Below are 23,705 nucleotides of genomic sequence, written 5' to 3' on the forward strand. Positions count from 1 at the left end.
TTCAATAAACTATATATTGCTTTAAATAATTTTTGATAGAAATCGTAAATCTTCTTTTGCCTCAGGTTTACTATTGATAACAAAAGAAGATTTATAAAATACTTAAAACTTTTTATTTACTCTTTTTTAGATTTTGCATTTTTCATAGCTTCACCAATTTGATTACTTGCTGTAAAACTTGCAACCATATCGTTTAGCATTTGGCTACCAGCTTGTGGAGAATTTGGTAATAAAATTAAGTTACTATTGGTTTCTTGGCCAATAGATTGTAAGGTGTCATAATGTTGTGTAACCACAATTAGCGCTGAAGCTTCTTGGCTATTAATACCAACTTTGTTTAAAACTTCTACAGATTCTTCTAAACCACGTGCAATTTCGCGTCTTTGATCTGCAATACCTTGCCCTTGTAAACGTTTACTTTCTGCTTCAGCTTTAGCACGTTCTACAATTAAAATACGTTGTGCATCACCTTCAAATTGAGCAGCAGTTTTTTCTCTATCTGCTGCATTAATTCTATTCATAGCAGCTTTTACTTGGGCATCTGGATCAATATCAGTAACTAAAGTTTTAATAATATCATATCCATATTCTGTCATATATTCTTGTAATTCTCTTTTTACAGCTATGGCAATATCGTCTTTTTTTACAAAAACATCATCTAATTTCATTTTTGGAACTTCAGCTCTTACCACATCAAAAACAAATGACGTAATTTGATCATGAGGATAATCTAACTTATAAAAGGCATCATACACCTTCTCTGTAATTACTTTGTATTGTACAGAAACTTTTAACTTTACAAATACATCATCTAAGGTTTTTGTTTCTATAATTACATCTAATTGCTGAATTTTTAAACTTAGTTTACCAGCAATTCTATCCACTAAAGGAATTTTCATTTGCAAACCAGAATGTCGAATACTTTGAAATCTGCCAAATCGTTCAACTATGGCTGCAGTTTGTTGTTTTACCATAAAAAATGCAGCAAAAAGGATAACTGCACCAAGTACTAAAAAAATAATAAAAGTAGGATTCATATTTTGTTTTTAGGGTTTATAATTGATCTCTTGTAAAGATAGTGAATTTCAAGAGGTACATAAATAGGACGTTTTTTTTATAAAATGTTACAATATGGCATAAAAAAACCGAGCAATGAATACTCGGTTTTTAAAACTTATTCTTGATCTATTAATTCTGGATCAGGAAAAACCTTATACAGTCTTTTATTATACTTTATCCATTTTTTATATTGTTTTTTAGAGAGTAAAGTTCTAATCTTTTTATCTAAAGCAATATCTTCTTTTTTAAGTGTTTCCGTTATTGGCTTTAAATTTTCCATCATCTGTTTATCGATTTTAGCTTTGTTAGAAAAGTCACCAGTTTTTTGAACATTTTTTTGAAAATTTTCTACCATTTCTTTAGTACTCTTTAAAGTAAAGCTATTTATTCTACTAATATCACTAATTTTTCTGTTGTATTTTTTTAGGATGTAAGAGAAATCTTTACCAATTTTAGAGGAAGGTTTTATGCTTGATTTTTTCATTGCTTTTTCAATGTCATAAATAACAATTCCTATATATTTTTCTATTTGAAAATTAGGTTCCGGAGCTTTTTGTTGGGTTTGTGGCATTTGCATTTGTCTTTGGCGTTGATTTCTCATACCACCAAATTGACTATGCACCAAAGAGCTTGTTAAAACAAAAAGTAAAAAAATATAATTTTTCATAATTTTAAATGTTTTTAATGGCGTTTTCAATTCTGTGTATCGTTTCTTTTTTACCAATCATGGCAATAATATCAAATAGATGAGGACCCGCTAATTTACCTACTAAACTTAAACGTAAAGGTTGCATTACTTTACCAAAACCAATTTCTTTGCCAGAAATCCATTCTTTGATAATTTTTTCTGTATTTGTTGATGAAAAATCTTCAATTGATGCAATGACAACAACTAATTCTTGCATTAATTCTGGAGTTTCTTGTTTCCAGTTTTTCTTTACATTTTTTGGATCATAGGTTGTTGGAGTAACAAAAAAGAACGATGATAAACCAAAAAAATCATCAACAAAAATAGCTCTTTCTTTTATGGATGAGACTACTTGTTTAACATAACTTTTTTCACTTGTAATTCCTTTTTCGGCTAATATAGGTAGAAATAAATCTGTTAATTCTTCGTCAGATTTTGTTTGCATATACTGCTGTTGGAACCATTTTGTTTTATCAGGATTAAATTTTGCCCCAGATTTCGATACTCGTTTTAAATCAAATTCTTGAACCAATTCCTCTAATAAAAATATTTCTTGTTCTGTTCCAGGATTCCATCCTAAAAAAGCTAACATATTTATAAAAGCATCGCTAAAATATCCATCTTCTTTATAACCACGTGAAACATCACCTGTTATTTCATTCGTATACGCTAAAGGAAATACTGGAAAACCTAATTTATCTCCATCACGTTTACTCAATTTTCCTTTACCAACTGGTTTTAAAATTAAAGGTAAATGGGCAAATTTTGGAGATTTCCAGCCAAAAGCTGTATATAAAAGTGAGTGGAGTGGGAAAGAAGGCAACCATTCTTCCCCACGAATTACATGAGAGATTTCCATTAAATGGTCGTCTACAATGTTTGCTAAATGATAGGTTGGCATGCCATCACTTTTAAATAAAATTTTATCATCTAACGTATTCGTATCAATTTTAATAGTTCCACGAATTTCATCTTCTAAAATTAAAGTTTCATGTTGTGGACTTTTAAAACGGATTACATATTTATCTCCAGAATGTATTCTTTGCTGAACTTCATCATCAGATAAAACCAAAGAGTTTACCAATCGTCCTTTTTCGCGATTATGCCAGTTGTAAATAAATGTTTTACCTTCTATTTCATGGCCTTTTCTATGTGCATCTAATTGTTCTGCAGTATCAAATGCATAATATGCCCAACCTTTCTCTAAAAGAATATCTGCATATTTTTTGTACAAATGTTTACGCTCTGATTGTTTGTATGGGCCAAATTTTTCATTTTTTTGTGGTCCTTCATCAAATGGAATATTGCACCAATGTAAAGCATCAATAATATATTGTTCAGCATTTGCAACATAACGTGTTTGGTCTGTATCTTCTATTCTTAAAATAAAAGTTCCTTTATGTTTTTTTGCAAATAAATAGTTATATAAGGCAGTTCTTACACCGCCAATATGTAAAGGTCCTGTTGGACTTGGTGCAAAACGAACACGAACATTAGATTCCATTTTTCTTTTGATTTTGATTCCCATTTTTACAGGAAAGACATTTATAGTTTACCTTAAGATTAAATAAGGTGATTTTTTTGTGTAGCAAAGATACTTTTCTATAAGCATAAAAAAAAGCCTTTAAAAAAGGCTTTTTGAAGATAATATATTTTTGGTTTTTTACTTAAAATTTTTGATAAACTCCAAATGTTAAAGCAGCTTTTTTGGCAACATTGTTTCCAAAAAATGCACCACCAAATCCGGCTGTAATTCCAAAATTTCTACTGATTTCTCCAATACCTTTAAGTCCAAATGAACCATATTCTTGATCGTTTACGTATAAACTAGTAAATGTTTGTTGTACTGGTAATTCAACTTTTCCATTTTCTAAAGATTTAGAAATATCTAGAAAACCAATTAACCATATTTTTGTACCAATTTTTCTACCAATTTCACCACCAATTTTAACGTTAGCACTGTAATTGTTAGTTTTAATATCTGCACCTATAAAACCTTGTAAATAGGTCTTCCCAAATCCTCTACCAACTAAAAAAAGTGGTGTAAAAGACCAAGCATCATAACCTGTTCTAATTCCTGAAATAGCATCATAAGAACCTGTATTGGCTTCAACTAACAATTGTCCAGAAAGTAACCAATTTTTGTTATAAAAGTTATGCTTTAAACCAACAGAAATGTTTCCAAAATTATTGTTACTATAATCTTTGCCACAATCACCTGCACAATCTATTCTAGGATCTTCAAAATCTGCTACTGTAATTGATTTAAATGGAAGGTTTATGAGTAATGAGGTTTTATCAGATAAACCATATTCACTATATAATTGAACTGTATTATCAGAAAAAGTTCCGAAAATATTTTGATTTGAATCGCTAAAAATGGCATCATAATTAGCAATAGTAGTATAAGAAAGTTGTGTATATGCCTTACCTTTTTGTTGTGTCCAAGGACTTTGAGAAAAAGTAGAGATTGTTACGACTAAAGTAAAAAGTTGGATTAAATTCTTCATTTTTATCATTTATAAATCCTTAGTGGTTGTAATGCTAAATTACTTACAAAAGGTTTTAACAATTATTTTGTTGATGCTATTTTTAAAAGATGTATTTTTATTAGTTGATTATGAATGATTTCGAAAACATACAAAATAAACTACATCAGTTTACCAGAAAGTATTACACAAACGAATTAATAAAAGGATCTATTTTATTCTTTTCATTAGGTATTTTGTATTTATTCTTCACGTTGTTTTTAGAATATTTTCTATGGTTAAAACCTACAGCAAGAACTTTTTTGTTTTGGTTTTTTATTGGAGTTGAGGTTTTTTTGTTATTTAAATTTATAGCGTTTCCAATTTTTAAACTAATTGGTTTCAGAAAGGGAATTTCATTTGTTGAATCTTCAAAAATTATCGGAACTCATTTTCCAGAAGTAGGGGATAAGTTACTTAATGTTTTACAATTAAAAGAAAACGGAAATCAGTCTGATTTAATTTTAGCAAGTATTAATCAAAAATCATTAGAATTACAACCCATCCCTTTTGTAAAGGCAATTGATTTTAAAAAAAATATTTCCTATTTAAAATATGCATTTATACCATTTGTTATTTGGTTTATTGTATTACTTACAGGTCACACTAGTTTTTTTACAGACAGTTTTGAACGTGTTGTAAATTATAGAACAGCTTATAATCCTCCTGCACCTTTTTCTTTTGTATTAGCAAATCAAAATTTACAAGTTATTCAAGGAAATACTATTACAATTGATGTTAAATCCGTGGGCGATGTAATTCCTGATGAAGCAAAAATCATATTTGATGGACAAGAGTATTTTTTAGAAAATAATGGAAATGGTTCTTTTTTATACACTTTTTCTGATGTGCAAGAACCTATTGACTTTTATATCGAGGCAAATGGTATTCAATCTCAAAATTACCGAGTTAAATTAATTGGTACACCAACTATTACTAATATCGTATTAGATATAAATTATCCAAAATATTTAAGAAGAAAAGGCGAGACCCTTCAAAATTCAGGAAATTTAATTGTACCTGAAGGCACAAAGATTACTTGGAAAGCTACCACTAACCAAACAGATTCATTGTCATTTATTAATAAAAATAAAAGGGTATATTTTGATAAGCTATCAGATGCAAAATTTGAGTATTCAAAAAAAATTGTTAGTGGCTTAAACTATCAGATTTCATCTTCAAATCAAAATTTACAAGATTATGAATCTCTACAATTTTCAGTTGATGTTATAAAAGATGAATTTCCTACGATTTCAGTTTCATCTAATATTGATAGTATTTTACGTGGTACAGCCCAATTCGCTGGACAAATTTCTGACGATTATGGTTTAGAAAAGTTACAATTGGCATATTACAAAGAAGATGATCCAAATAGAACACAACGTATTGATATTCAAATAAATAAAGAGAACATTCAAACTTTTTTCTATCAATTCCCTAATGGATTGAATCTTGCAACTGGATCAAATTACGAATTGTATTTCGAAGTATTTGATAATGATGGAGTTAACGGAAATAAAAAGTCAAAAAGTGCTGTTTTTAAGTATCGTCAAAAAACTGATGATGAAATAGAGGAGGAGTTATTACAAGAACAACGTAACACTATCAATGATATAGAGAATTCAATTCAAAAACAAAAACAACAACAAGAAAATTTAGAAAATATTCAACGAGATCTTCAGAATAAAAAAAGTATTAATTGGAATGATCAAAAGAAAGTGGAGAGCTTTATAAAACGTCAAGAGCAGTATAAACAAATGATGCAAAGACAAACTGATCAACTGCAAGAAAATCTTGATGAAATAAAGGACGAAGACAAATCATTAAAAGAAAAAAAGGAGGATTTAAAAGAACGCATTAAAGAGTTAAAAAAACTTGATAAACAACAAAAGCTATTGGATGAAATTCAGAAAATGGCAGCTAAATTAAATAAGGAAGATTTAGTACATAAGGCAAAGGAGTTAGCACAGCAAAACAAACAACAGCAGCGTAGTTTAGAAAAGACCTTAGAAATGGTAAAACGTTTTTATGTTGAACAAAAGGCAATGCAAATTGCGAACAAAATTGAAGAATTATCGAAAAAGCAAGCTGACTTAATAAAGACTAAAGAGGACAGTTTAGGAGCTCAAAAAGAAATTAGTAAGGCTTTTCAAGATATCAAAAAGGAGTTAGGTGAATTAGAAGGTGATAATGAAAAATTAAAAGAACCAATGGAGTTGCCTGATGTGGAAAACGAAAAAGATGACATAGATAAAGTCCTGAATGAAGCTGAAGAAAACTTAAAAAAACAACAAAGTCAAAAAGCAAAACAGAGTCAAAAGGAATCTTCTAAAAAAATGAAAGAGATGAGTGCTAAAATGCAAGCACAAATGATGCAAATGCAAGGAGAATCTTTAGAAGAAAATATAGATGATTTACGTAAAATTTTAGAAAATTTAGTGCTATTTTCTTTTGAACAAGAACAGTTGATGAATAAGTTTTCTGAAACGTCTACATCACATCCAGACTTTGGTAAAGATCTTAAACATCAAAATCAAATAAAAACGTATTTTGAACATATAGATGATAGCTTATATGTTTTGGCTATGCGTTTACCAAAAATTTCTACTAAGATTCAAGATGATTTGTCTTCAGCACATTATAATTTAGATCAATCTTTGGAAAACTTTTCAGAGAATAGATTTAATAACGGTATATCTAATCAACGATATGTAATGACTGCAAGCAATAATTTGGCAGATTATTTAAGTACTATTTTAAACAATATGCAAAATAGTATGTCAATGCAAAGTGGTGAAGGTAAGATAGGAAAAGGTCAAGGTTTCAGTCTGCCAGATTTGATTAAAAAGCAACAAGGCTTATCTAAAAAGATGAAAGATGGTATGCAAAAAGGAGATAAACAAGGAGAAGGCAAAGAAGGAAAAAAAGCTGGAGAACAAGGTAAGTCAGGAGATAAAGGTAAAAACGGTAAAGGTGGAAAATCTGGTAAGAATGGGAAACAAGGAGGTAACTCAGAAGGCTCTAATGATTTAGATGGTGAATTGTATGAGATATTTAAACAACAATCTCAATTAAGACAAGAATTACAAAACGCAATTAAGGAAGGAGAAAATGGAAATGCTGGCGGAAAAGGAAATGCTAAGAAAGCATTAAAAACCATGGAGGAGTTGGAAAATGAAATTTTAGAAAAAGGGTTTAATTCAGGAACGTTTCAAAAAATGCAAAACTTAAATTACGAGCTCCTTAAACTTGAAAAGGCAGCTTTAGAACAAGGTAAAGATAAAAAGCGTAAATCTATAGCAAACCAAAAAGTCAATCAAAGAAATAAAGCAAAGACGATACAATTTAAGAAGCAGTTTTATAATCAAATTGAAATATTAAATAGACAATCCTTACCTTTGCAGCAAAATTATAAAGATAAGGTTAGACTTTATTTTTCTGATAAAAAAATAGATTAAATGATTGAGTTTAATTATGAAACAGATTTTAAATTAAGTAATGAAAACCAACTTGAAAATTGGATAGAACAGCTGGTTTACAATAATGGTTTCGAGCTTGGAGAAATCAATTATATTTTTTGTGACGATGTCTATTTGCATAAGTTGAATGTTGAGTTTTTGCAACACGATACCTTAACTGATATCATTAGTTTTGATAATTCTATTGGTAAATTATTATCTGGTGACATCTTTATATCTATAGAGAGAGTTGAGGAAAATGCAAATGATTATCATACACCTTTTAAAGAAGAATTACATCGAGTTATGATTCACGGTATTCTTCATTATATGGGTTATAAAGATAAATCTGTTGAAGAAAAACTTAAGATGAGACAAGCAGAAAACAATGCCTTACAATCTTTAAATGGTTAAATTAAATAAAATAGTTTCACGTGGAACGTTTATAATATGAGTCTTATTTCAACAAACTTTGACGTAATTGTAGTAGGTGGTGGTCATGCTGGTAGTGAAGCTGCTGCAGCTGCTGCAAATATGGGTGCACATACTTTACTAATAACAATGAATTTGCAAAATATTGCTCAGATGAGTTGTAACCCTGCTATGGGTGGAATTGCTAAAGGGCAAATTGTAAGAGAAATTGATGCGCTTGGTGGTTATAGTGGTATAGTAACAGATAAAACTGCTATTCAGTTTAAAATGCTCAACAAATCTAAAGGACCAGCCATGTGGAGTCCAAGAGCACAATCTGACAGAATGCAGTTTGCAGAATGTTGGAGAAACATGCTTGAGCAAACAAAAAATTTAGACTTTTATCAAGATTCAGTGAATGGTTTGTTGTTTGAGGGCGATACAATTATTGGTGTAAAAACGGCTCTTGGTTTACAGATTAAATCGAAAACGGTAATTGTAACTGCAGGTACTTTTTTAAATGGTTTGATACATATTGGGGATAAAAGTTTTGGTGGAGGTAGAGCAGGAGAAGGAGCTTCTAGAGGTATAACAGAAGATTTAGTTGCGAAAGGTTTTGAAGCTGGTAGAATGAAAACAGGAACACCTCCAAGAGTGGATGGACGCTCTTTAGATTATTCTAAAATGATAGAACAACCTGGAGATGAAAACACCGAAAAATTTTCTTATTTGCCAATTACAAACAACTTAACTAAACAAAGATCGTGTTGGTTAACGTATACGAATCCAGAGGTTCATAATTTATTGCGTGAAGGTTTTGATCGGTCACCAATGTTTAATGGTAGAATCAAATCTACAGGACCTAGATATTGCCCTTCTGTAGAGGATAAGGTTGATCGTTTTGCCACTAAAGAAAGACATCAAATTTTCGTTGAGCCAGAAGGTTGGACAACTTGTGAAATGTATGTAAATGGATTTTCTACTTCATTGCCAGAAGATATTCAAGATAAAGCAATTCGTGCTGTTGCTGGTTTTGAAAATGTAAAGTTTTTTAGATATGGTTATGCAATTGAGTATGATTATTTCCCGCCAACACAATTAACGCACTCTTTAGAAACAAAGCTTATTAGGAACTTATTTTTTGCTGGTCAAATTAACGGAACTACAGGATATGAAGAGGCTGCATCTCAAGGATTAATGGCTGGTGTAAACGCAGCATTAAAAGTACAAGGAAAAGATCCCTTTATCTTAAAAAGAAATGAGGCTTATATAGGTGTTTTAGTAGATGATTTAATTACAAAAGGTACAGAAGAACCTTATAGAATGTTTACGTCTAGAGCAGAATACAGAACGCTATTAAGACAAGATAATGCTGATTTAAGATTAACACCTAAAGCTTTTAAATTAGGTTTGGCATCACAAGAACGCATGAACCGTGTTTTAGAAAAGCAAAGAAAAACAGATTTGTTAATAGATTTTCTCGAAAAAACGAGTGTTAAGCAAGAGGAAATAAACCCGATATTAGAATCTAAAAACTTGGCTTTGGTGAATCAATCTATGAAATTATTTAAGATCGCTGCAAGACCTCAATTAAGTTTTTCTGATTTTAAAACTGTTCGTAAATTAAGTACATTTTTAGATGAAAACGATATTGATCAAGAAGTAATTGAGCAAGCGGAAATCCATTTAAAATATTCAGGTTATATCGCAAAAGAAAAAAATAACGCAGATAAATTAAATAGATTAGAGAATGTTATGATTCCTGCTAGCTTCAATTATCAAAAAGTAAAATCTTTATCTTTTGAAGCAAGAGAGAAATTAACCAAAATACAACCAACATCAATTTCTCAAGCTAGTAGAATTAGCGGAGTTTCTCCTTCAGATATTTCTGTTCTTTTGGTTTATATGGGAAGATAATTTTATAAAAAAGTAAAGATGTTCCTCGTGGAACAAATTAATTTTATCAATAAAAAATACAACATTAAATTCCTGCTTTTTGCAGGAATTTAAATTTTAAGATGCATAGAAATGAATACAAAAATCAATTTTGATAAAAACTTAATTCCTTTTTTAGAGTGTAAAGATTTTACAGTTTCTGGAGAAGTTTATCAAGTGCAAAGAAATTTAGATTTTGATATGCTTGTTACAACACCTGTTCCAAAAAATTTGGGAGACTATTACAAAAGTGAAGACTATATTTCTCATACAGATTCAAAAAAAACAGTATTTGATAAAGTTTATCAAGGTGTAAAAAATATCACTTTAAAAAGAAAATTAAAACTGATAAACTCTTTTAAAACTAAAGAAAAAAACATCTTAGATGTTGGGGCTGGTACAGGAGATTTTTTAAAAGTTTGTAAAAATAATTCTTGGAATGTTTTTGGAACGGAACCCAATTTAGAAGCTAGAAATATTGCTCAAAAAAAAGGAGTTATTTTACTAGAGGATTTATCAGAATTTAAAACACAAAAATTCGATGTTATTACACTTTGGCACGTTTTAGAACATGTTGAGAATTTAGAAGAATATATCACAACCCTTCATACTTTGCTTGCTGAAAAAGGTAGATTAATAATTGCTGTACCTAATTATAAAAGTTACGATGCAAAATATTATAAGGAGTTTTGGGCTGCTTTTGATGTACCAAGGCACTTATGGCACTTTAGTCAAAAATCGATTTTAAAATTATTTTCTACAGTGCATCTAAAAGTTGATAAAACTTTGCCCATGAAGTTTGATGCTTATTATGTTTCTTTATTAAGCGAGAAATATAAAACAGGAAAAATGAATCCCATAAAATCATTTTACAGAGGTTTCGTATCAAACAGGAAGGCAAAAACAACAAAAGAATATTCTTCGTTAATTTATGTGCTCAAAAAGCAATAAATATTAATTTTTAGCGTGTTTATTTTAGTTAATTTTCTAAAAACTTACAAATACCTTACTAAAAATAGAAAAGCTCTTAAAACGAAAGTTTTAAGAGCTTTTTTAATAGTTTCTTCTTATAACTAAATTAAAAAATAATAGTTTTTAGTTATTTAACAAAAACACCCCAAAAACGGTAATGATAAAATAAACACCTAAACTCATTGCACCAGGATAATCTTTTGCTAAACGTTGACCTATGAGTAAAAATAATAAAGTAATCGCTGATAGTTCTACACCCCATAAAGCAAATTCTTTTGCTCCAGTTGTGTATAATTGAAATACACCAAAAACCATGAAAACCACAGCAATTATTTCTATAATTAAAATAATGCCTAGTAAAAATGATACATTATTTTTTAAAGGAGAATTTTTAAAATGATGTGTTATAAAACCTACATTACCTTTCCAATCTTGCATTTTTTCTATTGCTGAAAGTACAAAAGTGATGATTAAAAATAAAAGTAGTAAAACTTCTGTAGGGTAGTTAGATAAGAATTTCATTAATAAATCTATTTAAAAGCGGCATCAATTGGTTCCCAAAGTTCAATTTTATTGCCTTCATTATCAAGAACCCAAGCAAATTTTCCATATTCAAACTCTTGAATTTCACCAACAATAGTAACCCCTTCTTTTTTTAATTCAGCTAATAGTTCAACTAAATTTTCAACTCTATAGTTAAGCATAAACTCTTTTTTAGAAGGCTCAAAATAATCGGTTTCTTTAGCAAAAGGACTCCATTGTGTAGAACATTCTTTATCATTTTTATCTTTCCACCAAAAAGTGCAACCCCAATCATCTGTATTAAAACCTAGGTGTTTTTTATACCAATCTTTTGATGCTTTAGGATCATCACTTTTAAAAAATAACCCTCCAATTCCGGTAACTCTATTTTTCATTTTTTTATTGCTTTTTAATTGCAGTTTCGTAAACTGTAATCCATTCATTAACAGACATTTTAGTGCATAACTCTGCAATTAAATCGTAAGGAATATCATCGATTTTTTTAAAACGAATACAACTTTTACCCATATCTAATTTGCGTTTGCAATGCTTTGGATATTCTGTAACAAACCAATCTAGCAATTCTTTTTTTGCATAAATACCATTATGATATAAGTTGATAGAATTTTTCTGAGAGGCCACATTTAAAAAAGGCAAAGGATCTTTTGGGTTACAATGATACCCATTTGGATAAATAGTGTGAGGCACATAATAGCCTAACATTTTATAATTGATACCCTCTTCAAAACCTTTAGGTAAATTTTGTTTGATGATGGCTCTTAATTTTTCAACAACTGGTTGTCTTTCTTCAGGTAATTGACTAATGTATTCTTCTGGTGAGTTGGCTTCGTAAGTCATTTTTAATTTGGTTGATGATTGCAACTCACAAGTTAGCAAAATTTTTCTTTAATTTTATCTACAATAGTTTGTGCCAATTTTTCTTTACTTTCAATTGTCCAACCAGCTACATGAGGCGATAAAATTACATTTTCAGCATTAATTAAATATTGCAAAGCCAAGGGCATTGCTTCAGACTTTTTATTATTATCATTAGAAAATAAGTTTTCAAAAGATGATTTTTCATATTCTAAAACATCTAAACCAGCGCCTAAAATTTTTCCAGATCGCAAAGCATCAACTAAATCTTTAGTTACCACAGAGGTTCCACGTGCAGTGTTTATCAACCAAAAAGGTTTTTTAAAGTTATTGATAAAATCAGTATTTATCATGTTTTTGGTAAGCGCTGTTTGTGGAGTATGTAAGCTTAAAACATCACTTTTTTCTTGCAATTCTTGTAAAGAAACTTGTTTGCAATTAGCGTCACCAACATTGGGTTTTAGATCATAGCAAAGCACTTCAACATCAAAACCACGTAGTTTTTTTGCGAAAGATTTACCCATATTTCCATAACCAATTAAACCAATGGTTTTTCCATCGAGTTCCATTCCTCGGTTTTCCTCACGCAACCATTTGCCATTTCTAACCTCATTATCAGCCTTGTTGAGCTTATTAAAAAGCGATAATAACATGGCCAAAGAATGTTCTCCAACTGCATTTCTATTTCCTTCAGGAGCCGCAATTAATGCAATGTTTTTTGATGTTGCATAATCACAATCAATATTTTCTAAACCAGCACCAACTCTTCCTATAAATTTTAGGTTGGTGGCTTTATTTAAAAAATGTTTATCAATTTTAAAACGACTTCTAATAATAAAACCATCATAGAGATGAATTTTTGCTTCAATTTCTTGTTTAGATGACGTATCATCTTCATCATTAGTAAACCCTAAGTTGTTTAGTTGATTTACTAAAAGAGGGTGATTGGTGTCTAGGTGTAGGATTTTCAAAATAGATTTTTAGATTGTTGGATAGTTAGATTCTTGATATTTTAGATAATTAGATTGTTGGATTATTAGATTTTTAGTGAGTAACTAAATTTTGACATCATTTTAATAATCTGACTTAAGGTATTATTTAGTTTTTCTAATTCTGGCTTATTAATAAACTCCAAATCAAAAGAAAGTAATAATTGAGTTTCAATTTCATAACAAGATCCTAATGCGATTATTAGAAACCGTTTAAAGTCTTTATTAGAACTTCTAGACGCGCCTTCTGCAATATTTGATGGAATAGAAACAGAGGCCCTTCTTAATTGAGAAACTAAACCAAACTTTTCAGAATCAGGAAACTGATTAGTAACTAGGTAAATATCTTTACAAAAAGTTCTGCTTAACTGCCAAAATTTTAAATCTTTATAACGATGCATAGTTTAAATATTTAGACTGTTTGGTATTTAGATTTATTGAAGCATCAATTGTTACATAAATTTTAAAATATGCTATCTAACAATCTAATAATCTAATAATCTAACTACTTAATACTGCTCCTTTTCACTAGGAAAATCACCAGATTTTACGTCATCAACATAACTTTCAAAAGCAGTGGTCATATCAGCAAATAAATCTAAATATCTGCGCAAAAATCGTGGGTTGAATTCGTGGGTCATTCCAATCATATCATGAGTCACTAGTACTTGACCATCAACTCCGTTTCCAGCTCCAATTCCTATAACTGGAATCGTTAAGGCTTTTGCTACTTTTTGCGCTAATTTTGCAGGTACCTTTTCTAGAACAAGTGCAAAACACCCAATTCTTTCTAACATTAAAGCATCCTCCATCAATTTTTCAGCTTCAGCTTCTTCTTTAGCTCTTACTGTGTACGTACCGAATTTATAAATAGATTGTGGCGTTAAACCTAAGTGCCCCATAACAGGAATTCCGGCGTTTAAAATTCGTTTTATAGATTCTTTTACCTCTTTTCCTCCTTCTAATTTTATAGAATGTCCTCCACTTTCTTTCATAATTCTTATGGCAGAACGTAAAGCTTCTTTTGGGTCTGATTGATAACTACCAAAAGGTAAATCTACCACAACCAAACAACGATCTATAGCTCTAACCACTGAACTTGCGTGATAAATCATTTGATCTAAGGTGATAGGCAATGTAGTTTCATGACCGGCCATAACATTACTAGCAGAATCACCAACTAAAAGCACATCTAAACCAGCACTATCTAGAATCTTAGCCATCGTATAATCGTAAGCAGTTAACATGGATATTTTTTCTCCATTTGCTTTCATTTCTACCAAAGATTTTACGGTAATTCTTTTGTACTGTTTTTTTGCTGCAGACATATTTTTTTAAATTTTTTGCTTTGGTAAAAGTAAGAAATTATTGCAGATATAATCGGAGTTAATATTTAGTTAATTAGGTTTCAAATTTTATTGAGAATCAATTTTTTACTTAGATTTATCACTTTAAAATCAATTTATTATGCAAAAAACTATTACTTTTTTACTCGTTTTTATTACAACACTAACACTAACAGCTCAAGAAAAAAACAAGAAAATAGAAATAAAACAAGTAATTGAAACTTTTTTTGAAGGTTTACATAAAGGTGATAGTACCACTATGAAAACCACACTTCATAAAGATGTAAAGATTCAAACTACATCTACCAATAAAGAAGGTATAAACATTTTACAAACAGAGTCTAAAGAACAATTGTTAACATCTATTGCCAATAAAAAACCAGAACATATTTATTTAGAAAAATTACTTTCTTACGATATTAAAGTTGATGGAAATTTGGCTTCAGTTTGGACCCCTTATGAGTTTTATTTTAATGGAAAATTTAGTCATTGTGGAGCAAACTCTTTTCAACTTTTTAATAACAACGGAAAATGGGAAATTACCTATATAGTTGATATGAGAAGAAGAGAAAATTGTAAAGCATTAAAAGAAAAAAAATAGCATTATATTTGATTATTCAAAAAGTAAGATGCTTCAAAAAGAAATCATTTTAAACCCTAACAAATGGATAGATAATTATGCAGATTATTTGTATAATTATGCTGTTGTACGCGTTAATAATAGTGATTTAGCGAAAGATTTAGTACAAGAAACTTTTTTTGCTGGTTTAAAATCTGCTAAAAATTTTCAAGGAAAATCTACAGAAAGAACTTGGTTAATTTCAATCTTAAAAAGAAAAGTAATTGATCATTATAGAAAAATAAATTCTAAAAAAGGACAGGCAGAGGTTAGAATGAATTTTTATACTGATGGTGAAAATGAAGGAAATTGGCTAGAAGAACGAGTACCACAAAGTTGGGACAATGCATCAGAAAAAACCATAGAAAACGAAGAGTTAAGAAGCCAGATTGATGTTTGTATAGATAATTTGCCAGAGAAATATGGAATGGTTTTTAGAATGAAAACGATTCAAGAATTTGAAACAGAAGAAATTTGTAAGGAGTTAGATATAACAGCGTCAAATTTATGGGTTATCATCCACAGAGCCAGAACTCAACTAAGAAAGTGTATGGAAGATAATTGGTTTAATAATTAAAAGATGTTTAAAAAATTTATAATTAATTGTGATGAAGCCACAACTATTTGTGATAAAAATCAATATGGAGAGGCTACATTTTTAGAAAAAATTAAACTAAACATTCATTTTATACGTTGTAGGATTTGTATGAAATATACAAAACAAAATGTAACGTTAACTAAAATTTATAAAGGTCATGCAAAAAATTGTAAAAGCATTTTACATTGTATGCCAAAAAAGGATAAAGAAGCCTTAAAGAGACAGTTAAATAATTACAAAGGATAAAAATTTTTTTCGGTTTTTTAAAACCGTATTTTTGATTTTTTGTTAGATTGACGGAATTTATAGCAATATAGATTCCGTTTTTTTATTTTTGATGAAAAAAGACACTTTCTCGAGCGCAGGCGAGAAGATTTTATAAGAATTTAATTTTGGTCTAGACTGCGTTAAACCTGACATAAATATGCACTTTTTACCAGAAAAAATAGACGATTATATTGTTGAACATTCACAACAAGAACCGCAATTATTACAAGAATTGAATAGAGAAACTTGGCAAAAAGTTTTAAACCCTAGAATGTTAAGTGGTGCTTTTCAAGGAAGAGTTTTAGCAATGATATCAAAATTAGTACACCCAAAAACCATTTTAGAAATTGGTACTTATACAGGGTATTCTGCAATCTGTTTGGCAGAGGGTTTATCAAAAAATGGTAAAATCATCACTTTGGATAAAAACGAAGAATTAGAAACTTTGCAGAATAAGTATTTTGAAAAATCTGGATACAGAGATCAAATTGTACAAAAAGTAGGTAATGCTTTAGATATAATTCCTGAAATTAATGAAACCTTTGATTTGGTTTTTATTGATGCTGATAAATCTAACTACGTAAATTATTTTCATCAAATAATTGATAAAATGAATTCAGGTGGAATTATTTTGTCCGATAATGTATTGTGGAGTGGTAAAATTGTAGAACCTTTAGATGCTAAAGATAAGGACACAAAAGTGCTTTTAGAGTACAATAAGTTATTAAACACAGATAAGCGCGTAGAAACGGTTTTATTGCCTATTAGAGATGGTTTAACAGTAAGTAGAGTAATATGATTTATATAATTGATATCTTTTCTGATTTTCAAAACCAGAAAAGATATTTAATTATTGTACTATTCAATCTTTTTAATAACGGCTTTTGGCGCCTCTTTTTTTGTACCATCAAAACCTTCTACACCACCAACAGTAGTATATTTCATTACATATTTCTTATCAGGAAAAATACGTTGATAGGCACTTTGACACATTAATGTTGCTTCGTGAAAACCACATAAAATCAACTTTAATTTTCCTGGATAGGTATTTACATCTCCAATGGCATAAATTCCTGGAATATTGGTTTGATAATCTAAAGCGTTATTCACTTTTATGGCATTTTTCTCAATTTCTAATCCCCAATTGGCAATTGGACCTAATTTGGGAGACAAACCAAAAAGTGGAATAAAATGATCAGTTTCAATAGTAAAAGGTTCTTCGCCTTTTTTTACTACAGAAACGCCTTCCACTTTATCTGTTCCTACAATTCCTTTTACTTCTGCAGGAGTAATTAATCTTATTTTGCCAGCATCTTTTAATTCTTGTACTTTATCAACAGAATCTAAAGCCCCTCTAAATTCGTTTCTTCTATGAACTAAAGTTACTTCTGAGGCAACATCGGTTAAGAAAATAGACCAGTCTAAGGCTGAATCTCCACCACCAGAAATGACTACTTTTTTATTTCTATAAACTTCAGGATCTCTAATAATATACGCAACTCCATGATCTTCAAAATTGGCAATGTTTGGAATAGGGGGTTTTCTTGGTTCAAAACTTCCTAGACCTCCTGCAATTGCAACTATTTTTGCATGGTGTTTGGTGCCTTTATTTGTAGTCACAATAAACGAACCATCTTCTTGTTTATCAATGGTATCAGCACGTTCTCCTAAGGTAAAACCAGGTTCAAATTGTTTAATTTGTTCCATCAGTTTATCTGTTAAATCACCAGCTAAAATTTCTGGATAGGCAGGTATATCGTAAATCGGTTTTTTGGGATATATTTCAGAGCATTGACCACCTGCTTGTGGCAAAGCATCTATTAAATGACAGTGAAGTTTTAGTAAACCTGCTTCAAAAACTGTGAATAAACCTGTTGGCCCTGCACCTATAATAAGTATGTCTGTTGAAATCATTTTCTTTGTATAATTTGACAAAAATAGGTTTTCAAAATTTTATAGAATGTGATAAAAGTCACATAAGATTATGCTACATTAATGACTTCTTGTATTTGTGGTGCGTATTTTTTTATGGTAGCTTCTACACCGTTTTTTAAGGTCATTTGGTTTACAGAACAACCTGTACAAGCACCCTCTAACTGTACTTTTACAATAGCGTCTTCTATAGAAAGTAGTTTAATATTTCCACCATCGCTCATTAAAAAAGGACGAATCTCGTCTAACGCTTTTTCTACGTTATTATGTGTTTCTTCTGCTGTCATAATTAATTCCCTTTTAAATTTCCCTAAAGGGAAAAAACTCATTCTGGGAAAAGAGTTTTATTATTTTTTTACTGCACTACAACCACTCATTGTTGTAATTCTAACCACTTCTGTTGGTGGTAAATTTGCATTTCTGTCTAATAATTGCGCTACCATTTCTTTGGTTATGTCTTGAAATGCTTTTTCTAAAACAGTACCTTCTTGTAAAGCTACTGGATGACCAACATCACCAGCCTCACGAATACTTTGTACTAAAGGAACTTCTCCTAAAAACGTTGTGTTGATATCGTTTGCTAAGTTTTTTGCACCATCTTTACCAAAGATGTAATATTTATTATCTGGCAATTCTTCTGGCGTAAAGTACGCCATATTTTCAACGATTCCTAAAACAGGCACCTTTATACTATCTTGTTGAAACATAGCCACACCTTTTTTAGCGTCTGCTAAGGCAATGTTTTGCGGAGTTGATACTACAACTGCTCCATTTATTGGTAAGGCTTGTACTATAGATAAATGCACATCTCCTGTACCTGGAGGTAAATCGATTAATAAGAAATCTAAATCTCCCCAAGCACCATCAAAAATTAATTGCTTTAAAGCTTTAGACGCCATTGGCCCTCGCCAAATTACAGCTTGATCTGGATTTGTAAAAAAACCAAGAGACAATAATTTTACACCATAATTTTCGATAGGTTTCATTTTAGAGCGTCCATCTACTTGAACAGAAAGTGGTTTTTCTTTTTCTACATCAAACATAATATGTTGCGATGGTCCATAAATATCAGCATCTAAAACACCAACATTAAACCCCATTTTGGCTAAAGAAACAGCCAAATTTGCGGTTATGGTAGATTTACCAACACCACCTTTACCTGAAGCCACTGCAATGATATTTTTAATATTCGGAATTGGTTTTCCTTTAATTAAATTGGGATCTTGTTTTGGTGCAGGTTTCTCAACTTTTAAGTTTATTTTTACCTCTATAGCTTCATCAATCTTAGTTTTGATAGCTTTGGTAATTTCTGATTCAATTTTCTTTTTGGCTTGCAGTGTTGGGTTACTAATGGTAACGTCTACATTTACTTCGTTTCCAAAAATAACTACATTTTTAACATTATTATTTTCTATTAAACTTTTACCCTCTCCAGGCTCAGTAATAGTTTCTAATGCTTGGTATATATCTTGCTTTTTAAAACTCATTATTTGCTTTTTACGCATTACTTTACGATATAAAGTAATGGCTTATTTTTATTTAATCTACATTACAAAGATACAGCTTACAAGTTATAAAATAAAGCGAATAAATTAGGTTTGTTTATGGTTGGATAAGGGGAAATTATTTTCTAATTTTTAGTATCGAATTGAACTAATCTTATTAATTATTTGAGTTACGTTGTGATTTGATAAGTACATTTTAAACGATGTTTTATTAATGGTTTAAAAACATATTTTTTTCTCTATAATTAGGTTCTTTTTTATCACGATAATTAAATCTGTTTTTTAATTTTTCAACAATATCTTTTGAATGAAATTGACTGTAATTCATTTTACCTTGAAATTCGTTAGAATAGAATATTTTATCAAAAGATCTAAGTTTTATGCGCATTATTGTTTCATAATTTCCATCATATTTTTTTATTGCTCCTATGATATAATGATTTGGTTTTAGGATATAATTTTGATGCCCAGTTCCACATAAAAATCCAAATTGTTCAAAGTATTCGATAGGTTTCCACAAACCCTTCTCATCTTTGGCTTCTAAAATCATAAATAAATCTCCGCCAGCTATCGGTTTTAAAATTTCTTGGGTATTTTTTGATGTATTATAAATATAAAAAGGATATGCTTTGTAATGAGTGTTTAATTCTTTTAATAGTCTTTTTTGATGCGCTTTTTGCAAATTGTTGATTTCTACAGAATCAATTTCAACATCTGATGGAGGAGGAGGTATTGATAAACTAAAATATGAAGCGATAAAATTTGTGTGAAAATTAGGGTTATCAACATCAACATACAAAACGATACTGTCTGTCTTTTTATGTTCTGAATACTTATTAAACGAGAAAACTTCATCTTGATGTAAATACTTATTCTGATTTCTTTCATTTAGCGTTAACGTATCTCTATTAAAACCAATACTATAAACAATATTTTTTGCTATTTGAATCGAGTCAAAGTTGTTTTCGAGTATTGTATCGTAGCTTGAAGGGATGATTACAGGGTATTTTCTTTCTTTTGTAATACAGCTTGATATGCTTAAAACAAACAATAAATAAAATAGAATTTTTTTCATTTTTTATAGTGCCCAAAAACTATTCCAAAAGCTCTTCTGAAGGATTCCAAAAAACGGTTTCTAAATCTTGAATTTGGTTATCAATTACAATAATGCCTTCACTTTCTAACAATTGTTGCATTAAGTTGGTGCCATCAAAATGATGTTTTCCTGTGAGCAAGCCTTTTTTATTAACCACCCTGTGAGCTGGCACTTCTTCTTTTTGTGTATGAGAATTATTCATTGCCCAACCCACCATTCTTGCAGATCTTGCTGCACCTAAATAGGTTGCAATGGCACCATAACTAGTTACTCTGCCAAAAGGAATTTTTCGAGCCACAACATAAACTCTTTCAAAAAAGTTATCACTTTCTTTTGCCATAATTTTTATTGTTGTGGTTGCAATTCTTTTTTTATTGTTGATGCAATAGAGTCAATTAATTTATGGGATTCTTCTATTTTTAATTCTATTATTTTTTTGTCAGAAACCATATCTAAAGTGGTTAAAAAAGACTCCTTGTACCAATTTTTCCAAGCGTCTATAATTTCAATTTGTGTTGTTAAAGCATCACCTTTATTTAATGCAATTTTGCTCTGTTTTAATTCTTCATTTAATCGATTTACAGCAGCTTTTTCCAAATTTTCTAAAATGGAAATTGCTGTTTTTTCATCAGCATTTAATAAAGTATAGGCAGCAATTAAAGCTGTAGTTCCCACATTTTTTAACGTGGTTTTAGATACTTTATCGATTCTGTCATTATCTGTGTGGTAAAACTGATCAGTAAAATGCCAAAACAATACACTTGGAATATCTGCTCTTAAAAAAGGCACATGATCACTTCCACCTTCAAATGGGTTTGTAGCCACTGTCCAGTTGGCTCTTTTGCCTTGCGCTTTGAATTTATCAATTAAAAAATCATTTAGATAATGAGGTTTCATTTGGTCTAATTTCATTTTAGAACCTCCCCACTCTGTGTGTTTGTCATTGCCACGTGTCCAAATTGCACTGGGGTCTGGCATTTTTTCGATTAAAAAAGTGCCGCCAGTTTTTTCTGTGTTTTCTCCAACCATGTCTAAAGAAATTCCCCATTTTATATTTTTTGCTCTTATGGAATCTTCTTGCACATATCTTCTGGTAGACACAATTTCATCTCCCCATAAAAAACTTAACGATCTTTTGGGCTGGTATTTTTTTTGTTCGATAAATTTTGCGGTTAAGGCAGCCATTTCTAACGCTACTCCAACACCAGTTGCATTGTCATTGGCTCCAGGTTCTTGAACATGTGCACTAAAAACCAAACGCTCTTTTGGGTTTGTATTTCCTTTAACATCAGCAATAATGGTTAATTCTTCTGATTTATAAATATTTGTTTCAATCTTTACATTCAACGTTACTTTCCCTTTTTTGAGTGCTTTTTTTAACCGTTCTTTTGCTGCATAAGACATGGCAATTGCCCAAGGTTTACGAACAGAATCCTGTGGAATAGAACGAAACTGAATCGAAGTTGTGTTTTTTGCTGGCTGTAAATAATCTGGATTGCTATAAGTTAAAATTCCGGCTGCTTTTCCATCAATAATGGCAGATTTATAAATTCTATATGGACTTGCTTCTGCAAAAACAATTTTTCCTTTTACATCTGCTTTATTTATATTTTTCAAATCTGTAATATGAACAACTTCAGCAGTAACTCCTTCTTTAGGGGTGCTGTAAGAGTTTAAAGCAATCATATTTCTGTTGGTAGCATGTGAAAGTAAAGGTTCTTTTTCACGATTGATGGTAATGAATGCGTCAACAGATTCCCAAGTGGGTTTTTGTAGTGGTCGTTTTTCAATTCTGTAGGTTAAAATGTCTTTTTCTGTGGCATTTTCCTCTAGAACATAACCCGATTTTATCAACTCTTCTTCAATTCTGTAAATACTTTTATCAAACCCAGTATTTCCAACAACGCGCCAATATTTCTCTACGAAAGCAGTGGTTTCATAAGCTAAATCTCCTGTAAATTTTTGGTTGATAACCTCAGCATAATTATTAGTATCTAGTTTTTGAAGTTTATCGTTTTTACAGTTGATAAAGAAAAATGATATTAATAAATAGTATCTTGTTTTTTTAAACATATCTTGTTATTAAAGCTTCATTTTCAAAAGACAAACCTTCAAAACCAGTTTTCATAAAATTTCTGATATTTTGGTGTGATGTTCCATTTTTATCCTCTAAAACAGATTGATAATGCTCTCCAAAACAAGCTAAGGTTTCTTGTTTTGTTAATTCTTGAAGAATTGCAAAGGCAAACAACTTGCAAGAGCCCGAATTTTCTCCTGCTTTATTTTCGACTGTTCCGTTTTTAAAAGCTGTTGGTGTAAAAGTGTAATTGTTTTCAATTATCTGCATTGTTTCTGCAAATAAATTTGATTTTGGATTATCTTTAAGCTTGGTTTTGAATTCTTGGATTGTCATTTATATTTATTTTGATAAGTAAGTTTTGAATAGTTTTACCATAAATCATGCACTTCAGATTTAATATACTTATCGTATATCGCTTTCGTATTTTTTTTTTCTTGATTAGAAATTGGCCTTGCTTTTAATGTGTTTAAGTTAGCCAATAGCTGTTCTGTACTTGAAGCTCCAGGAATCACACAGCTAATTTCATTAAAAGATAAAATCCACTGTAATGCTTTATGTACTAGGTTTTCATCTCTATTAAAAACTTTTTTTAATTCTTCTACAGCTTGCAAGCCTAGATGATAATCTATTCCAGAAAAAGTTTCTCCTTTGTCAAAAGCTTCTCCATTTCTGTTAAAAAATCGATGATCATCTTTGTTAAAAGTGGTTGTTTTATTAAATTTTCCGGTTAACAAACCACTTGCTAATGGAACTCTAGCAATAATACCTACATTCTTTTTTTTAGCTTCTTTAAAAAATAATTCATTTGGTTTTTGACGAAACAT

At 30.2% G+C, this 23,705-nt stretch carries 26 protein-coding genes; 8 read left to right on the forward strand and 18 right to left on the reverse strand.

What is annotated here, in order from left to right:
• Nucleotides 1–116: 116 nt before the first annotated feature.
• The 4 genes from ACTG3V_RS03945 to ACTG3V_RS03960 form a co-directional block, all read right to left on the reverse strand.
• The gene (locus ACTG3V_RS03945; protein WP_439130834.1) at nt 117–1,037 is read right to left on the reverse strand and encodes an SPFH domain-containing protein; all 921 of its coding nucleotides are present in this window, start codon (nt 1,035–1,037) and stop codon (nt 117–119) included.
• Nucleotides 1,038–1,174: 137 nt separating this feature from the next.
• On the reverse strand, nt 1,175–1,726 hold the full coding sequence (locus ACTG3V_RS03950) for a hypothetical protein (RefSeq protein ID WP_439130835.1): 552 nt from the start codon (nt 1,724–1,726) through the stop codon (nt 1,175–1,177).
• A gap of 4 nt (nt 1,727–1,730) precedes the next feature.
• Entirely contained in the window at nt 1,731–3,251 is a 1,521-nt protein-coding gene (gene gltX, locus ACTG3V_RS03955; RefSeq protein WP_439130861.1) for a glutamate--tRNA ligase, read from the reverse strand.
• A gap of 163 nt (nt 3,252–3,414) precedes the next feature.
• On the reverse strand, nt 3,415–4,257 hold the full coding sequence (locus ACTG3V_RS03960; RefSeq protein WP_439130836.1) for a transporter: 843 nt from the start codon (nt 4,255–4,257) through the stop codon (nt 3,415–3,417).
• A gap of 110 nt (nt 4,258–4,367) precedes the next feature.
• Here ACTG3V_RS03960 and ACTG3V_RS03965 point away from each other — a divergent pair, with 110 nt between their 5' ends.
• From ACTG3V_RS03965 to ACTG3V_RS03980, 4 genes are all read left to right on the forward strand, one after another.
• Nucleotides 4,368–7,733, forward strand: coding sequence for a DUF4175 family protein (locus ACTG3V_RS03965; protein WP_439130837.1), 3,366 nt, complete (start codon nt 4,368–4,370; stop codon nt 7,731–7,733).
• Nucleotides 7,734–8,147 (forward strand): rRNA maturation RNase YbeY, encoded by a 414-nt coding sequence (ybeY, locus tag ACTG3V_RS03970; protein WP_439130838.1) that lies wholly within the window; start codon nt 7,734–7,736, stop codon nt 8,145–8,147.
• Between the two features lie 36 nt (nt 8,148–8,183).
• Nucleotides 8,184–10,061 (forward strand): tRNA uridine-5-carboxymethylaminomethyl(34) synthesis enzyme MnmG, encoded by a 1,878-nt coding sequence (gene mnmG / locus ACTG3V_RS03975; RefSeq protein WP_439130839.1) that lies wholly within the window; start codon nt 8,184–8,186, stop codon nt 10,059–10,061.
• A gap of 111 nt (nt 10,062–10,172) precedes the next feature.
• Nucleotides 10,173–11,030, forward strand: coding sequence for a class I SAM-dependent methyltransferase (locus ACTG3V_RS03980; protein ID WP_439130840.1), 858 nt, complete (start codon nt 10,173–10,175; stop codon nt 11,028–11,030).
• A 144-nt stretch (nt 11,031–11,174) separates the two neighbouring features.
• Here ACTG3V_RS03980 and ACTG3V_RS03985 read toward each other — a convergent pair whose 3' ends face one another.
• The 6 genes from ACTG3V_RS03985 to panB all read right to left on the reverse strand — a co-directional run bounded on the left by ACTG3V_RS03985 (nt 11,175) and on the right by panB (nt 14,766).
• The gene (locus ACTG3V_RS03985; protein ID WP_439130841.1) at nt 11,175–11,573 is read right to left on the reverse strand and encodes a DoxX family protein; all 399 of its coding nucleotides are present in this window, start codon (nt 11,571–11,573) and stop codon (nt 11,175–11,177) included.
• 8 nt (nt 11,574–11,581) lie between these two features.
• A complete protein-coding gene (locus tag ACTG3V_RS03990; RefSeq protein WP_439130842.1) occupies nt 11,582–11,968 on the reverse strand; it encodes a VOC family protein in 387 nt (128 codons plus the stop codon).
• 4 nt (nt 11,969–11,972) lie between these two features.
• Entirely contained in the window at nt 11,973–12,431 is a 459-nt protein-coding gene (locus tag ACTG3V_RS03995) for a DUF1801 domain-containing protein (protein ID WP_439130843.1), read from the reverse strand.
• Between the two features lie 32 nt (nt 12,432–12,463).
• The gene (locus ACTG3V_RS04000; RefSeq protein ID WP_439130844.1) at nt 12,464–13,420 is read right to left on the reverse strand and encodes a 2-hydroxyacid dehydrogenase; all 957 of its coding nucleotides are present in this window, start codon (nt 13,418–13,420) and stop codon (nt 12,464–12,466) included.
• Nucleotides 13,421–13,485: 65 nt separating this feature from the next.
• Nucleotides 13,486–13,839, reverse strand: a complete 354-nt coding sequence (locus ACTG3V_RS04005; protein ID WP_439130845.1) for a four helix bundle protein — start codon at nt 13,837–13,839, stop codon at nt 13,486–13,488.
• 108 nt (nt 13,840–13,947) lie between these two features.
• Complete coding sequence (gene panB, locus ACTG3V_RS04010; RefSeq protein ID WP_439130846.1) at nt 13,948–14,766, reverse strand: 3-methyl-2-oxobutanoate hydroxymethyltransferase; 819 nt, start codon at nt 14,764–14,766, stop codon at nt 13,948–13,950.
• Nucleotides 14,767–14,905: 139 nt separating this feature from the next.
• Here panB and ACTG3V_RS04015 point away from each other — a divergent pair, with 139 nt between their 5' ends.
• The 4 genes from ACTG3V_RS04015 (at nt 14,906) to ACTG3V_RS04030 (ending at nt 17,067) form a co-directional block, all read left to right on the forward strand.
• A complete protein-coding gene (locus ACTG3V_RS04015) occupies nt 14,906–15,385 on the forward strand; it encodes a nuclear transport factor 2 family protein (protein WP_439130847.1) in 480 nt (159 codons plus the stop codon).
• 28 nt (nt 15,386–15,413) lie between these two features.
• The gene (locus tag ACTG3V_RS04020; protein ID WP_439130848.1) at nt 15,414–15,980 is read left to right on the forward strand and encodes a sigma-70 family RNA polymerase sigma factor; all 567 of its coding nucleotides are present in this window, start codon (nt 15,414–15,416) and stop codon (nt 15,978–15,980) included.
• A 3-nt stretch (nt 15,981–15,983) separates the two neighbouring features.
• Nucleotides 15,984–16,247, forward strand: a complete 264-nt coding sequence (locus tag ACTG3V_RS04025; RefSeq protein WP_439130849.1) for a hypothetical protein — start codon at nt 15,984–15,986, stop codon at nt 16,245–16,247.
• 178 nt (nt 16,248–16,425) lie between these two features.
• Complete coding sequence (locus tag ACTG3V_RS04030; RefSeq protein ID WP_439130850.1) at nt 16,426–17,067, forward strand: O-methyltransferase; 642 nt, start codon at nt 16,426–16,428, stop codon at nt 17,065–17,067.
• A 59-nt stretch (nt 17,068–17,126) separates the two neighbouring features.
• On the opposite strand, the gene ACTG3V_RS04035 is transcribed toward ACTG3V_RS04030, so the two are convergent.
• The 8 genes from ACTG3V_RS04035 to ACTG3V_RS04070 form a co-directional block, all read right to left on the reverse strand.
• Nucleotides 17,127–18,182, reverse strand: a complete 1,056-nt coding sequence (locus tag ACTG3V_RS04035) for an NAD(P)/FAD-dependent oxidoreductase (protein ID WP_439130851.1) — start codon at nt 18,180–18,182, stop codon at nt 17,127–17,129.
• 68 nt (nt 18,183–18,250) lie between these two features.
• On the reverse strand, nt 18,251–18,487 hold the full coding sequence (locus ACTG3V_RS04040; protein ID WP_397444856.1) for a NifU family protein: 237 nt from the start codon (nt 18,485–18,487) through the stop codon (nt 18,251–18,253).
• 60 nt (nt 18,488–18,547) lie between these two features.
• Nucleotides 18,548–19,687 (reverse strand): Mrp/NBP35 family ATP-binding protein, encoded by a 1,140-nt coding sequence (locus ACTG3V_RS04045; protein ID WP_439130852.1) that lies wholly within the window; start codon nt 19,685–19,687, stop codon nt 18,548–18,550.
• 229 nt (nt 19,688–19,916) lie between these two features.
• Nucleotides 19,917–20,780 carry a hypothetical protein gene (locus tag ACTG3V_RS04050; protein ID WP_439130853.1) on the reverse strand — a complete coding sequence of 288 codons (864 nt, stop codon included), beginning with the start codon at nt 20,778–20,780 and terminating at the stop codon, nt 19,917–19,919.
• A 19-nt stretch (nt 20,781–20,799) separates the two neighbouring features.
• Nucleotides 20,800–21,141 carry an MGMT family protein gene (locus tag ACTG3V_RS04055; protein WP_439130854.1) on the reverse strand — a complete coding sequence of 114 codons (342 nt, stop codon included), beginning with the start codon at nt 21,139–21,141 and terminating at the stop codon, nt 20,800–20,802.
• 5 nt (nt 21,142–21,146) lie between these two features.
• Entirely contained in the window at nt 21,147–22,874 is a 1,728-nt protein-coding gene (locus ACTG3V_RS04060; RefSeq protein WP_439130855.1) for a M28 family peptidase, read from the reverse strand.
• Nucleotides 22,867–23,214 (reverse strand): HopJ type III effector protein, encoded by a 348-nt coding sequence (locus tag ACTG3V_RS04065; RefSeq protein WP_439130856.1) that lies wholly within the window; start codon nt 23,212–23,214, stop codon nt 22,867–22,869. Before ACTG3V_RS04065 ends, ACTG3V_RS04060 begins: the two co-directional genes overlap by 8 nt.
• Nucleotides 23,215–23,249: 35 nt before the next feature.
• The coding region (locus tag ACTG3V_RS04070) for an aldo/keto reductase (RefSeq protein ID WP_439130857.1) at nt 23,250–23,705 on the reverse strand (456 nt) is incomplete at its 5' end.

Origin of the sequence: Polaribacter sp., assembly GCF_965660385.1 — a bacterium.
Lineage (GTDB): Bacteria > Bacteroidota > Bacteroidia > Flavobacteriales > Flavobacteriaceae > Polaribacter.